General features: G+C 58.5%; 12 protein-coding genes. 10 read left to right on the forward strand and 2 right to left on the reverse strand.

The window, feature by feature from the left end; all coding sequences use genetic code 11:
* Nucleotides 1–3 precede the first annotated feature (3 nt).
* The gene (locus INF77_RS09515) at nucleotides 4–279 is read left to right on the forward strand and encodes a YfcL family protein (protein WP_028013966.1); all 276 of its coding nucleotides are present in this window, start codon (nucleotides 4–6) and stop codon (nucleotides 277–279) included.
* Between the two features lie 53 nt (nucleotides 280–332).
* Here the strand turns inward: INF77_RS09515 and mnmC are convergent, their stop codons facing one another.
* The gene (mnmC, locus tag INF77_RS09520) at nucleotides 333–2,330 is read right to left on the reverse strand and encodes a bifunctional tRNA (5-methylaminomethyl-2-thiouridine)(34)-methyltransferase MnmD/FAD-dependent 5-carboxymethylaminomethyl-2-thiouridine(34) oxidoreductase MnmC (protein WP_193532301.1); all 1,998 of its coding nucleotides are present in this window, start codon (nucleotides 2,328–2,330) and stop codon (nucleotides 333–335) included.
* Nucleotides 2,331–2,488: 158 nt separating this feature from the next.
* Here mnmC and fabB point away from each other — a divergent pair, with 158 nt between their 5' ends.
* Together fabB and INF77_RS09530 are read left to right on the forward strand one after the other, a co-directional pair.
* Nucleotides 2,489–3,706, forward strand: coding sequence for a beta-ketoacyl-ACP synthase I (gene fabB / locus INF77_RS09525; protein WP_023336433.1), 1,218 nt, complete (start codon nucleotides 2,489–2,491; stop codon nucleotides 3,704–3,706).
* Nucleotides 3,707–3,774: 68 nt separating this feature from the next.
* Entirely contained in the window at nucleotides 3,775–4,953 is a 1,179-nt protein-coding gene (locus INF77_RS09530) for an MFS transporter (protein WP_193532302.1), read from the forward strand.
* A gap of 89 nt (nucleotides 4,954–5,042) precedes the next feature.
* On the opposite strand, the gene flk is transcribed toward INF77_RS09530, so the two are convergent.
* Nucleotides 5,043–6,047 carry a flagella biosynthesis regulator Flk gene (gene flk, locus INF77_RS09535; protein ID WP_028013964.1) on the reverse strand — a complete coding sequence of 335 codons (1,005 nt, stop codon included), beginning with the start codon at nucleotides 6,045–6,047 and terminating at the stop codon, nucleotides 5,043–5,045.
* A 113-nt stretch (nucleotides 6,048–6,160) separates the two neighbouring features.
* Between flk and pdxB the strand changes: the two genes are divergently transcribed.
* The 7 genes from pdxB to dedD all read left to right on the forward strand — a co-directional run bounded on the left by pdxB (nucleotide 6,161) and on the right by dedD (nucleotide 12,959).
* Complete coding sequence (pdxB, locus tag INF77_RS09540) at nucleotides 6,161–7,297, forward strand: 4-phosphoerythronate dehydrogenase PdxB (protein ID WP_045631484.1); 1,137 nt, start codon at nucleotides 6,161–6,163, stop codon at nucleotides 7,295–7,297.
* Between the two features lie 67 nt (nucleotides 7,298–7,364).
* Entirely contained in the window at nucleotides 7,365–8,378 is a 1,014-nt protein-coding gene (locus INF77_RS09545) for an aspartate-semialdehyde dehydrogenase (RefSeq protein ID WP_028013962.1), read from the forward strand.
* Nucleotides 8,378–9,190 carry a tRNA pseudouridine(38-40) synthase TruA gene (gene truA / locus INF77_RS09550; RefSeq protein ID WP_028013961.1) on the forward strand — a complete coding sequence of 271 codons (813 nt, stop codon included), beginning with the start codon at nucleotides 8,378–8,380 and terminating at the stop codon, nucleotides 9,188–9,190. The genes INF77_RS09545 and truA overlap by 1 nt, the downstream gene beginning before the upstream one ends.
* Before the next feature lie 28 nt (nucleotides 9,191–9,218).
* Nucleotides 9,219–9,878: a DedA family protein gene (locus tag INF77_RS09555; protein ID WP_008502599.1), complete on the forward strand. Its 660-nt coding sequence runs from the start codon at nucleotides 9,219–9,221 to the stop codon at nucleotides 9,876–9,878.
* 154 nt (nucleotides 9,879–10,032) lie between these two features.
* A complete protein-coding gene (gene accD, locus INF77_RS09560) occupies nucleotides 10,033–10,938 on the forward strand; it encodes an acetyl-CoA carboxylase, carboxyltransferase subunit beta (RefSeq protein ID WP_003861408.1) in 906 nt (301 codons plus the stop codon).
* A gap of 70 nt (nucleotides 10,939–11,008) precedes the next feature.
* Entirely contained in the window at nucleotides 11,009–12,277 is a 1,269-nt protein-coding gene (folC, locus tag INF77_RS09565) for a bifunctional tetrahydrofolate synthase/dihydrofolate synthase (protein ID WP_193532303.1), read from the forward strand.
* A complete protein-coding gene (gene dedD, locus INF77_RS09570; RefSeq protein WP_045259684.1) occupies nucleotides 12,267–12,959 on the forward strand; it encodes a cell division protein DedD in 693 nt (230 codons plus the stop codon). The genes folC and dedD overlap by 11 nt, the downstream gene beginning before the upstream one ends.
* Nucleotides 12,960–13,091 lie beyond the last annotated feature (132 nt).

The raw sequence follows: 13,091 nt of genomic DNA on the forward strand, positions 1-13,091 counted from the left end.
AAGATGATCGCAGAATTTGAATCACGCATTCTGGCGTTAATTGATGACATGGTGGAACACGCCAGTGATGATGAGCTGTTCGCCAGCGGTTATCTGCGTGGTCACCTGACGCTGGCGGTAGCCGAGCTGGAAGCAGGTGACGATCACTCTGCCGACGCCGTTCACGCTGAAGTCACGCGCAGCCTGGAAAAAGCCATTCTGGCCGGGGAGCTCTCTCCGCGCGACCAGTCTCTGGTGCTGGGGATGTGGGACAATTTATTCCAGCAGGCTAAACGCTAAGCCGCTGCCCTCTCTTCCCTCTCCCCTTTGGGGAGAGGGGATTCGACCGCACCCTACTTAACCATTTTCCCCTTCAGCAGTTTCCGTACCCACAGTCGATTCGGGTTCAGCCCCGCAAGCGTGGTTCTGTCCAGCGGAACAGGCTCATTACTCATTTGCGCGGCTAACGTTTCAGCCAGCAGCGGCGCGGAGCACAATCCTCGCGATCCTAATCCGCCCAGCATGAACAGTTCCGGATAAACCGGGGCACTTACCGCCGTTTCCTTGTTTTCTGCCAGATCCTGATAGAGTTCAAGCGTGGCTTCATAGTCCGGCACGTTTCCCGCCATCGGCAGGTGATCGCGGGTCGCGCAGCGCACGCCGCAGCGCGCTTCGCCCTCGCTCACGTCAACCTCTTTCGCCCACGCCGCGTCCGGGAAGCAGTCAATCAGGCGCTGGCGGTTTTGCTGCTGATCCGCTTCGCTGTAGCGCATATCCGCTTCGCCACGATGATAGCTGGCGCCGATGCAGTGATGTCCGTTAGACGGATTTTGTGGCGTCAGATAGCCGTCATAGCACAGCACCTGGCGCAGCTTGCTCAGTTCGGGCGCGGTCGGGATATGGCTTACCTGGCCGCCGACCGGATAAACCGGCAACGTCTCGGTCTGGATAAACTGGCTGATGTTATGTCCGTTTGCCAGCACAACGCTGGCATGGTGTGCCGCTTTGCCATCAGCAAAATGCAGAGTCCACCGTTCTGACCGGCTAAGCGATTCAACCTTATGAGCATAATGCACCCTCAGCCCGCGTGACTGCGCCAGGCTAATCGCCGCCGCGGTCAGTTCAGCCGGGCACAGCCAGCCGCCGAGCGGATATTGAATGCCGCCACAGCCGGTTTCCACGCCCGCCGTGTCTGCCACCTCTTGCGCACTGGCCGCGCGGGCAATCTCCTCCGGCAGACCCAGAGACAGCATCTGGGCGATTTTTTGCTGGCTCTTTTCATCCCAGCCGAGCTGCGTCACGCCGCACCAGTCATGGTCGAATGCCACTGGCAGCGCGTCGTACAGGCGACGGGCGAAGGTAAAGGCCGCGGGGAAAAACTGGAACAGGGCCGGGTCGTGCGCGCTTAAAAGCGGGTAAAGCGCGCCCTGGCGGTTGCCGGACGCGCCGCTGGCTGGTGCCTCGTCAGCGCAGTAGAGCGTCACCTGCCAGCCCCGGTGCAGCAGCGCGAGAGAGAGCAGGGCGCTGGCAATTCCTCCGCCAACGATCGCCACTTCGCGCGATGCGCTGGCGCTGCGCGCAAACCAGGGAGCCCGAGCGGGAACGTCCAACGTCCGTTCCATCGTGCCGACCAGCATGTCGCGCTTGCGGCCAAAGCCTTTGGTCTTCTGCATGGTAAAGCCCGCGTCCTGCAGGCCGCGGCGAACAAAGCCGGCCGAGGTAAAGGTGGCGAGCGTTGCGCCGGGACGCGCCAGCCGGGCCATCGCGCTAAACAGATGCTGGCTCCACATGTCCGGGTTCTTGGCGGGCGCAAAGCCGTCAAGGAACCACGCGTCCACCGTCTGGTTCATCGCGTCGTCGAGCGTATCGGTCAGGTCGTTAATGTCGCCCAGCCATAAATCCAGCGTCACCCGTCCGCCGTCCAGAATCAGACGGTGGCAGCCGCCGATATGCGGCGGCCACTGCGCCTGAAGCTGCTCCGCCCAGGCTGCAAGCTCCGGCCAGCGCTGGTGGGCGAGCCGCAGATCGTGCGCGGTAAGCGGAAATTTTTCAAAACTGATGAAATGTAATCTTTGTAGCGTAGCCTCAGGGTGCGCAGCGTGAAACTGGTCAAACGCCTGCCAGAGGGTTAAAAAATTGAGCCCGGTGCCGAATCCGCTTTCCGCAACAACGAACAGACTGCGCGGGTGCGCAGGGAAGCGGGCGCTGAGCTGGTTTCCCTCGAGGAAAACATAGCGGGTTTCTTCGAGTCCGTTATCATTAGAAAAGTAGACGTCATCAAAATCTCGGGAAACAGGTGTACCCTCAGCGTTGAATTCGAGGTTGGCGGGTTGTATCGCGTTTTGTTTCACGTAAGTTACTCGTCTGACAGGCAGTGGCACGATCTTAACGATGTGAGTCCATCGGTGCAAATTTCCGCAGAAAATGTCTGATCGGACTTGTTCGGCGTACAAGTGTACGCTATTGTGCGACTCGAAACTTTTTATAGTGCGACTTACAGAGGTATTGAATGAAACGTGCAGTGATTACTGGCCTGGGCATTGTTTCCAGCATCGGTAATAACCAGCAGGAAGTCCTGGCATCTCTGCGTGAAGGACGCTCCGGGATCACTTTCTCTGAAGAGTTTAAAGATTCAGGTATGCGTAGCCACGTATGGGGTAACGTCAAACTGGACACCACCGGTTTGATTGACCGTAAAGTGGTTCGTTTCATGAACGATGCCTCTATTTATGCTTATCTCTCCATGCAGGAAGCGATCAAAGATTCCGGCCTGAGCGAAGAGGTTTATCAGAACAACCCGCGCGTGGGCCTGATTGCCGGTTCCGGCGGTTCCTCTAAAGCGCAGGTATTCGGTGCTGACGCCATGCGCAGCCCGCGTGGTCTGAAAGCGGTAGGTCCGTACGTGGTGACTAAAGCCATGGGTTCTGCGGTTTCCGCGTGCCTGGCGACCCCGTTCAAAATCCACGGTGTGAACTACTCCATCAGCTCCGCGTGTGCGACTTCCGCACACTGTATCGGCAACGCGGTTGAGCAGATCCAGCTGGGTAAACAGGACATCGTATTTGCTGGCGGCGGCGAAGAGCTGGGCTGGGAAATGGCCTGTGAGTTCGACGCGATGGGCGCACTGTCCACCAAGTACAACGAAACCCCAGACAAAGCCTCCCGTACTTATGACGCGCACCGTGACGGTTTCGTCATCGCGGGCGGCGGCGGTATGGTTGTGGTTGAAGAGCTTGAGCACGCGCTGGCGCGTGGCGCGCACATCTACGCTGAGATCGTGGGCTACGGCGCAACGTCCGACGGCGCCGACATGGTTGCGCCGTCCGGCGAAGGCGCGGTGCGCTGCATGAAGATGGCGATGCACGGCGTTGATACCCCAATCGACTACCTGAACTCCCACGGTACCTCTACTCCGGTAGGTGACGTGAAAGAGCTGGGTGCGATCCGCGAAGTGTTCGGCGACAACAGCCCGGCTATCTCTGCCACCAAAGCCATGACCGGTCACTCTCTGGGTGCGGCGGGCGTGCAGGAAGCGATCTACTCTCTGCTGATGCTGGAAAACGGCTTTATCGCCCCAAGCATCAACATCGACGAGATGGACGAGCAGGCGGCTGGCCTGAACATCGTGACCAAACCAACGGAAGCGACGCTGACCACCGTCATGTCCAACAGCTTCGGCTTCGGCGGCACCAACGCCACGCTGGTTATGCGCAAGCTGAAAGCATAAGCGTTTGAATGTATAATAGAAGGGAGCCGGAAGGCTCCCTTTTTTTATGCCTGAACACGGAGTTATGCATGAAGGCTGTTACCCCCGAGAAGGGCACTCCTTCCGGGAACCTTTCTCTTTTCCGCATCGCCTTTGCGGTATTCCTGACCTACATGACCGTTGGCCTGCCGCTGCCGGTGATCCCACTGTTCGTTCATCAGGAACTCGGCTATGGCAACACCATGGTCGGCATTGCTGTGGGCATTCAGTTTTTAGCCACGGTATTAACCCGCGGCTACGCAGGACGGCTGGCCGATCAGCACGGTGCAAAACGCTCGGCGCTGCAGGGCATGTTTGCCTGCGGTCTGGCGGGGGGCGCGTGGCTGCTGGCCGCTCTCCTGCCGGTCGACGCCGCGTATAAATTTGCGCTGCTGGTGGTGGGCCGTTTAATCCTTGGCTTCGGTGAAAGCCAGCTGCTGACCGGTACCCTGACCTGGGGGATGGGGCTGGTGGGGCCTGCGCGCTCCGGCAAAGTGATGTCATTGAACGGGATGGCGATTTATGGCGCACTGGCTGCAGGCGCGCCGCTGGGTTTGCTGATCCACAGCCAGTTTGGTTTTGCGGTACTGGCAGCAACCACCATGGTATTACCGCTGCTGGCGTGGGCTTTTAACGGTTCGGTACGCAAGGTGCCCGCCCATAAAGGCGAACGTCCTTCGCTGTGGAGTGTGGTGGGGCAAATCTGGCAGCCAGGGCTGGGGCTGGCGCTTCAGGGAGTAGGCTTTGCGGTGATTGGTACCTTCGTCTCCCTCTATTTCATGAGCCGCGGCTGGGCAATGGCGGGCTTTACGCTGACGGCCTTTGGCGGCGCGTTTGTCCTGATGCGCGTCCTGTTCGGCTGGATGCCGGATCGCTTTGGCGGCGTGAAGGTGGCGGTGGCATCGCTGGTGATTGAAACCGTTGGGCTGGTGTTGCTCTGGCAGGCGCCGGTCGCCTCCGTTGCGCTGCTTGGTGCGGCGTTAACCGGCTGCGGCTGCTCGCTGATCTTCCCGGCGCTGGGCGTTGAGGTGGTGAAGCGCGTGGCGCCGCAGGTCCGCGGTACGGCGCTGGGCGGCTATGCGGCGTTTCAGGATATCTCATACGGCGTAACCGGGCCGCTGGCGGGTCTGTTAGCCACCTCGTTTGGCTACCCGTCCGTTTTCCTGGCCGGCGCGGTTTCTGCGGTGGTGGGGATCGTGGTGACGCTGGTGGCGTTTCGCAGAAATTAACTGTTGTCGCCGGGTGGCGGCTGCGCCTTACCGGGCCTACGGTTCGAGCCGTTGTAGGCCCGGTAAGCGTAGCGCCACCGGGCAAATCCTCAGGCAACCAGCCAGAAAATCGCCAGCGCAATCAATAATGCAATCAACATTAATCCCGGGCGGGCAGAGAGCGTTCTGAACGTCTCCACAACGGGCGCAAACAGCGGGCTGTAGATCGGCTGAACGTTTCTTACCTCCGGCACGCCGCCTTCCCGCTCGGCGCGGCGAACAAAGATCTGATTCAGCACATCCTGCACCTGCGCGGTGGTCAGTACCGTTTGCGGCGTGGCCTGCCAGTTCTGCTGGGCGTAATCCCGAATCACCTCGAACTCGTGCGGTTCCAGCGGCTGTTTAAGCGCCGCCTGAACGGTATGCAGGGTAGGGGCGCTCTGGGTGCTGAGCGTCTGGCGCGCCTGGAGCCAGGTCACCAGATGGGTAAACTGTTTGGCCGGAATCAGCTCGCCCGCCTTCACGCCGGACAGTTCCAGCATGGATTGCCAGATAAGCTTCGTCGACTCGCCGGTGGCGGCGGCCAGTTTGGTCACCATCTGGTTCAGCGTGTTGTGCTCGGCAGGCTGCAGCGGGCGCTCGGTTGAGGGGCGCACCTGAGGCTGCGGAATAGACAACTGATTGTTCTGCAACAGCGTCAGCACGGTTTTAAGCTGGTCTGGCGTCAGCTGGCTCAGGGCGGTTTGGCCATACTGCTGACGGATAAAGTCACTGACAGCCTGACGGTTATTTCCCTGGCCCAGCAGCTCGGTCAACTGCGTGACAATCTGACGCGTGGTGTGGTTCTGCTGCGCGGTCGTAATACGCTGGTTGAGATTTTGCTCGGCGGCAGGGAAATGGCGCGACTGCAGCGGTGCGTCGTTCCTCACGCCTAAATCATGCTTTACCCCGGCCCAGACTTCCGCGTTTTGCTGCGAAGTCAGCGCTATCAGGCGCGTGATCAGTCGCTCCAGCACGGTGCGCTGTTGCGTGGATAGTGGCTGTTCACCGGCAACGTTTGGCGTGACAGGGCCTTCACCCGGAGGGCGTGGCGGCGTACCTGAAATGGGCTGCATCGTCAAAAATCCTTAAAGTCAAAACTCAGCGTAAACCCGGCATACGTATATGCCTGGCGGCCAGATTATGGCACACTTGGCAGGTTTTCTTCCTCTCAAACAGGTACTCAGACGTGAAAATCCTCGTTGATGAAAATATGCCTTACGCCCGCGAGCTGTTTAGCCGCCTCGGCGACGTTAAGGCTGTCCCTGGTCGCCCGATCCCGGTTAACGAACTGGATGACGCAGACGCGCTGATGGTGCGCTCGGTGACCAAAGTAAATGAGGCGTTGCTTGCCGGTAAAGCGATTAAGTTTGTCGGAACCGCAACGGCAGGGACCGATCATGTGGATGATCAGTGGCTGAAGCAGGCCGGAATCGGTTTTTCCGCCGCGCCGGGCTGTAACGCCATTGCCGTCGTGGAATACGTTTTCTCCTCGCTGCTGATGCTGGCCGAGCGCGATGGTTTTGCGCTGAAAGACCGCACCGTGGGAATTGTCGGCGTGGGTAACGTCGGCGGACGTCTGCAAAAGCGCCTTGAAGCGTTAGGTATCCGCACGCTGCTGTGCGATCCGCCGCGTAAAGACAACGGTGACGACGAGGATTTCCGCGCGCTGGATGAGCTGGTTGAACAGTGCGATGTGCTGACGTTCCACACGCCGCTGTTTAAAGAGGGGCCGTATAAGTCCCTGCATCTGGCGGACGAGGCGCTGATTCGCCGTCTGAAGGCTGGCACTATTCTGATTAATGCCTGCCGTGGCCCGGTGGTGGATAATGCCGCGCTGCTGAAATGTCTGAATGAAGGACACGATCTCAGCGTGGTGCTGGACGTCTGGGAGCCGGAGCCGGATCTCAACGTTGAGCTGCTGAACAAGGTTGACGTTGCCACCGCGCATATCGCGGGCTATACGCTTGAAGGCAAAGCTCGCGGCACGACGCAGGTGTTTGAAGCCTACAGCGCCTTTATCGGCCATCCGCAGCAGGTGGCGCTTGATACTCTACTCCCCGCGCCTGAATTTGGCCGCATTACCCTGCATGGCCCGCTCGATCAGGCAACGCTGAAAAGGCTGGTGCATTTGGTGTATGATGTGCGCCGCGACGATGCGCTGCTGCGTAAGGTGGCGGGGATCCCGGGTGAATTTGATAAGCTGCGCAAGAACTACGTTGAGCGCCGCGAGTGGTCTTCCCTGTATGTGATGTGCGACGACGCAGCGGCTGCGACGTTGCTCAAGAAACTGGGTTTTAACGCCGTTCATCACCCGGCGCATTAATGTCTTCTTAATGCTCCCTGTCGGATACGCCGACAGGGACGCTTTTTTATTTCTGGAGTAAACCACCATGTCTGAAGGCTGGAACATTGCCATTTTAGGTGCCACGGGTGCCGTGGGCGAAGCCCTGCTCGAAACTCTTGCCGAGCGTCAGTTCCCGGTGGGAGATATCTATGCGCTGGCGCGCACCGACAGCGCGGGCGAACATCTGCGTTTTGGCGGTAAATCCGTGATGGTTCAGGATGCGGCCGCGTTTGACTGGACCCAGGCGCAGTTGGCGTTTTTTGCCGCAGGTGCTGAAGCCACGGCGTCTTATATTGAAGAGGCGACCAATTCGGGCTGTCTGGTGATCGACCTGAGCGGTCTGTTCTCCCTGGAGCCGGACGTGCCTCTGGTGGTCCCGGACGTCAATCCGTTTGTGCTGGCTGACTACCGCAACCGTAACGTTATCGCGGTACCGAACAGCCTGACCAGCCAGCTGCTGACCGCGCTGAAGCCGCTGATTGACGACGGAGGCCTGTCGCGCATTACCGTCACCAGCCTGCTGTCCGCGTCGGCGAACGGTAAAAAGGCCGTTGACGCGCTGGCCGGGCAGAGTGCGAAGCTGCTGAACGGCATCCCGATCGACGAAGATGATTTCTTTGGCCGCCAGCTGGCGTTCAACATGCTGCCGCTGCTGCCGGATCGTGAAGGTTCCGTGCGCGAAGAGCGTCGTCTCGTCGACGAAGCGCGCAAGATTCTGCAGGACGAGGGGCTGATGATTTCCGCCAGCGTCGTACAGTCCCCGGTCTTCTACGGCCACGCGCAGATGGTTGGTTTTGAAGCCCTGCGCCCGCTGGCAGCAGAGGAAGCGCGCGACGCGTTTGGCCGCGGTGAAGATATCGTCCTTTCCGAAGAGAGCGAGTTCCCGACCCAGGTGGGCGACGCCACCGGCAGCGCGCATCTTTCCGTTGGCTGCGTGCGTAACGACTACGGTATGCCGGAGCAGGTCCAGTTCTGGTCCGTTGCCGATAACGTTCGCTTTGGCGGCGCGCTGATGGCGGTCAAGATCGCCGAGAAGCTGGTGCAGGAGTATCTGTACTGATGTCCGAAGTGGATCAAAAGCCGGTTCATAAAATTGCCCTCGGTATTGAGTACGATGGCAGTAAATATTATGGCTGGCAGCGTCAGAATGAGGTGCGCAGCGTTCAGGAAAAGCTGGAGAAAGCGCTCTCTCAGGTGGCAAACGAGCCGATTAACGTCCTGTGCGCAGGACGTACGGACGCGGGTGTTCATGGCACGGGGCAGGTGGTTCACTTTGAAACCACCGCCGTGCGTAAGGATGCCGCTTGGACGCTGGGTGTAAATGCGAATTTACCTGGTGACATCGCTGTGCGTTGGGTGAAAGCTGTGCCGGATGATTTTCACGCGCGCTTCAGCGCAACGGCGCGTCGCTATCGCTATGTCATCTACAACCAGCGTCTGCGCCCGGCGGTGTTAAGCCAGGGTGTGACGCATTTTTATGAACCGCTCGATGCAGAACGTATGCATCGCGCGGCGCAGTGTCTGATTGGTGAAAATGACTTTACGTCGTTTCGTGCGGTGCAGTGTCAGTCCCGTACGCCGTGGCGTAACGTCATGCACATTAACGTCAGTCGTTATGGCGCGTATGTGGTGGTGGATATCAAAGCCAATGCCTTTGTACATCATATGGTGCGGAATATTGTAGGCAGCCTGATGGAAGTGGGCGCCGGACACCAGCCGGAGAGCTGGATTGCAGAACTGCTGGCAGCGAAGGACAGAACGCTTGCGGCAGCAACGGCGAAAGCGGAAGGGCTTTATCTGGTCTCGGTAGACTATCCGGATCGGTTTGACCTGCCAAAACCGCCAATGGGCCCGCTGTTTTTAGCGGACTAAACAAAGGTGCAATTAAGGCTTAGACAATATGGACGTAATACGTTTTCTGATTGATTTCATTCTGCATATTGATGTTCACCTGGCGGAGCTGGTCGCACAGTACGGCGTCTGGGTTTACGCCATTCTGTTCCTGATTCTGTTCTGTGAAACCGGTCTGGTCGTTACCCCGTTCCTGCCGGGAGACTCGCTGCTGTTTGTGGCCGGTGCGTTGTCGGCGCTGCCCACCAATGATTTGAACGTGCATCTGATGGTGGTGTTGATGGTGATTGCCGCGATTGTCGGGGATGCGGTCAACTATACGATTGGCCGGGTGTTCGGTGAGCGGTTGTTCAGTAATCCGGACTCGAAAATTTTCCGCCGCAGCTATTTAGACAAGACCCATGCCTTCTATGAACGTCATGGTGGAAAAACCATTATCCTTGCGCGTTTTGTGCCTATTGTGCGCACATTTGCACCGTTTGTGGCGGGAATGGGCCATATGTCCTATCGTCATTTTGCAATGTATAACGTGGTGGGCGCACTGCTTTGGGTGTTGCTCTTTACCTATGCAGGCTATCTGTTTGGCGACTTGCCGGTGGTTCAGGAAAACCTTAAGTTACTGATTGTAGCGATTATTGTGCTTTCCGTTCTGCCGGGTGTTATCGAAATCATTCGTCACAAACGCGCGGCAGCAAAGCAAGCGAAGTAAATGCACGCTGGCGGTTCGACCACTTTTTTATCCAAAGTTTCGGGCTGTTATGTTTTAATGTGCAACATTCATGGTCTGTTGGAGGCAAAAATGGCATTATTCGCCTCTTATAGCAAAACTGGCATACGACCAGGTTCAGGCAGAAAGGTTATCAATGAGCTGGATTGAACGAATTAAAAGCAACATTACCCCGACGCGCAAAGCGAGCATTCCTGAAGGGGTATGGACGAAGTGTGATAGCTGCGGCCAGGTTCTGTATCGCGCAGAGCTGGAACGCAATCTTGAGGTGTGTCCGAAGTGTGACCACCACATGCGTATGTCGGCGCGCAACCGCCTGCATAGCCTGCTGGACGAAGGTTCTCTGGTAGAACTGGGCAGCGAGCTTGAGCCAAAAGACGTGCTGAAGTTCCGCGATTCCAAAAAATACAAAGATCGTCTGGCCTCTGCACAGAAAGAGACCGGCGAGAAAGACGCGCTGATCGTCATGAAGGGCACCCTGCACGAGATGCCGGTGGTTGCCGCTGCGTTTGAGTTCTCCTTTATGGGCGGCTCAATGGGCTCCGTGGTCGGCGCGCGTTTCGTGCGTGCCGTAGAGCAGGCGCTGGAAGACAACTGCCCGCTGATCTGCTTCTCCGCCTCCGGTGGTGCGCGTATGCAGGAAGCGCTGATGTCTCTGATGCAGATGGCGAAAACCTCTGCAGCGCTGGCGAAAATGCAGGAGCGCGGTCTGCCGTACATCTCCGTGCTGACCGACCCAACCATGGGTGGCGTCTCCGCAAGCTTCGCGATGCTGGGTGACCTGAACATCGCTGAGCCAAAAGCGCTGATCGGCTTTGCCGGTCCTCGCGTCATCGAGCAGACCGTTCGTGAAAAACTGCCGCCGGGCTTCCAGCGCAGTGAGTTCCTAATTGAGAAAGGCGCTATCGATATGATCGTCCGCCGTCCGGAAATGCGCCTGAAACTGGCCAGCATTCTGGCGAAGCTGATGAATCTGCCAGCGCCTAACCCGGATGAGCCGCGCGAAGGCGTGGTGGTACCGGATCAGGAACCCGAGGCCTGATAACTGAAAAGGGCAGGGCCAGATGGCGCTGCCCTTTTGCTTTATAACCTGTTAATGACAACCGGGCATTATGGAAAATAAAAGCATTCCCCAAGCCACGTCGCCCCTGGCCGCGTGGCTTTCTTATCTGGAAAACCTGCACAGTAAAACCATCGATATGGGCCTTGAGCGCGTAAGCCAGGTTGCCGCGCGTCTCGATGTGCTGAAACCGGCTCCGTTCGTGTTCACCGTTGCAGGTACTAACGGTAAAGGGACGACCTGCCGCACGCTGGAGTCAGTCCTGATGGCGGCGGGGTACCAGGTTGGCGTTTACAGCTCACCGCATCTGGTGCGCTATACCGAGCGCGTGCGGGTGCAGAACACCGAGCTGGCGGAATCTGCCCATACGGCATCGTTCGCGGCTATCGAAGCGGCGCGCGGGGAAACCTCATTAACCTATTTTGAATACGGCACCCTGTCGGCGCTGTGGCTGTTCAAACAGGCGCAGCTGGACGTGGTGATCCTGGAAGTGGGGCTGGGCGGGCGTCTGGATGCCACCAATATGGTGGATGCGGACGTGGCGGTGGTCACCAGCATCGCGCTGGATCATACCGACTGGCTGGGCCCGGACCGTGAAAGCATTGGCCGCGAAAAGGCCGGTATTTTCCGGGCGAATAAGCCCGCCGTGGTGGGCGAGCCGGACATGCCGCATACCATTGCCGACGTGGCGAAAGAGAAGGGCGCACATCTGTTGCGCCGAGGCGTTGACTGGCAGTATGAGGTGCAGGGTAATGGCTGGCGCTTCAGCGATGCGCAGGGCGTGCTGGAGAATCTGCCGCTGCCGCAGGTGCCACAGCCTAACGCGGCAACCGCGCTGGCGGCACTGCGCGCCAGCGGATTAGCTGTAAGTGAGCAGGCGATCCGTGACGGCATTCAGAATGCGCTGCTGCCGGGTCGTTTCCAGATAGTCAGCGAGTCACCGCGTCTGATTCTGGACGTGGCGCACAACCCGCATGCGGCGGCGTATCTCGCAGGACGTCTCAAATCGTTACCAAAAACCGGGCGCGTGCTGGCGGTTATCGGTATGCTTCATGATAAAGATATCGGCGGCACGCTGGCCTGCATGGAGAGTGTGGTCGATAGCTGGTATTGTGCTCCTCTGGAAGGGCCGCGCGGTGCGACTGCTGAGCAGTTGATGGAACATCTCGGTAAAGGTGCAATCTACAGTAGCGTGGCGCAGGCCTGGCATGCCGCGATGGCGGATGCTAAACCAGAAGATACCGTGCTGGTGTGTGGCTCTTTCCACACGGTGGCACATGTCATGGAAGTGATAGACGCGGGGAGAACCGGTGGCGAGTAAGTTTCAGAACCGTTTAACAGGAACCATTGTGCTGGTCGCGCTCGGGGTGATTATTCTTCCCGGGCTGCTCGACGGGCAGAAAAAACATTATCAGGACGAGTTTGCAGCCATTCCGCTGGTGCCGAAGCCGGGCGACCGCGATGAGCCGGATATGCTGCCTGCGGCGACTCAGGCGCTGCCTGCTCAGCCGCCTGAAGGGGCGGCGGAAGAAGTTCGCGCGGGCGATGCCGCTGCACCGTCACTCGACCCGTCGCGTCTGGCGGCGAATAACAACATCGAGATCGATCCGGTACCGGTAGAGAAGCCTAAGCCTGTTGAAAAACCGAAGCCGGTAGAAAAACCGCAGCCGAAGCCTCAGCAACAGCGAGATAAAGCAGCAGAGCAGCTGGCTGCAGCGTCTGAAACCCCACCACCTGCGAAGCAAGACGCAGCGCCGACCGGCAAAGCCTACGTTGTGCAACTGGGGGCGCTGAAAAACGCCGATAAAGTCAACGAGGTTGTGGGTAAACTGCGCAGCGCGGGCTATCGCGTTTACACTTCACCTTCCACGCCGGTACAGGGTAAAATTACCCGTATCCTCGTGGGGCCGGAGGCGTCGAAAGACAAGCTGAAAGGGTCGCTGGGCGAGCTGAAGCAGATCTCCGGGCTGAGTGGTGTGGTGATGAGCTACAGCGCGAACTAAGTACGACCTGCTCCTTTAGAGAGAGGCGATAAGCCACGGCGTTGAACATTTTTTCAGCGCCTTTTTTATTTACGCGCGGGAAGGAAATCCCTACGCAAACGTTTTCTTTTTCTGTTAGAATTCGCCCCGAAC

Source organism: Enterobacter cloacae complex sp. P1B, assembly GCF_014982345.1.
Taxonomy (GTDB): Bacteria; Pseudomonadota; Gammaproteobacteria; order Enterobacterales; family Enterobacteriaceae; genus Enterobacter; species Enterobacter bugandensis.

Excerpts from the sequence above, each read along its gene's own strand:
- INF77_RS09515 (WP_028013966.1), top strand. The coding sequence starts at position 4 with ATGATCGCAGAATTTGAATCACGCATTCTGGCGTTAATTGATGACATG.
- fabB (WP_023336433.1), top strand. The coding sequence starts at position 2,489 with ATGAAACGTGCAGTGATTACTGGCCTGGGCATTGTTTCCAGCATCGGT.
- INF77_RS09530 (WP_193532302.1), top strand. The coding sequence starts at position 3,775 with ATGAAGGCTGTTACCCCCGAGAAGGGCACTCCTTCCGGGAACCTTTCT.
- flk (WP_028013964.1), bottom strand. The coding sequence starts at position 6,047 with ATGCAGCCCATTTCAGGTACGCCGCCACGCCCTCCGGGTGAAGGCCCT.
- INF77_RS09545 (WP_028013962.1), top strand. The coding sequence starts at position 7,365 with ATGTCTGAAGGCTGGAACATTGCCATTTTAGGTGCCACGGGTGCCGTG.
- truA (WP_028013961.1), top strand. The coding sequence starts at position 8,378 with ATGTCCGAAGTGGATCAAAAGCCGGTTCATAAAATTGCCCTCGGTATT.
- INF77_RS09555 (WP_008502599.1), top strand. The coding sequence starts at position 9,219 with ATGGACGTAATACGTTTTCTGATTGATTTCATTCTGCATATTGATGTT.
- accD (WP_003861408.1), top strand. The coding sequence starts at position 10,033 with ATGAGCTGGATTGAACGAATTAAAAGCAACATTACCCCGACGCGCAAA.
- folC (WP_193532303.1), top strand. The coding sequence starts at position 11,009 with ATGGAAAATAAAAGCATTCCCCAAGCCACGTCGCCCCTGGCCGCGTGG.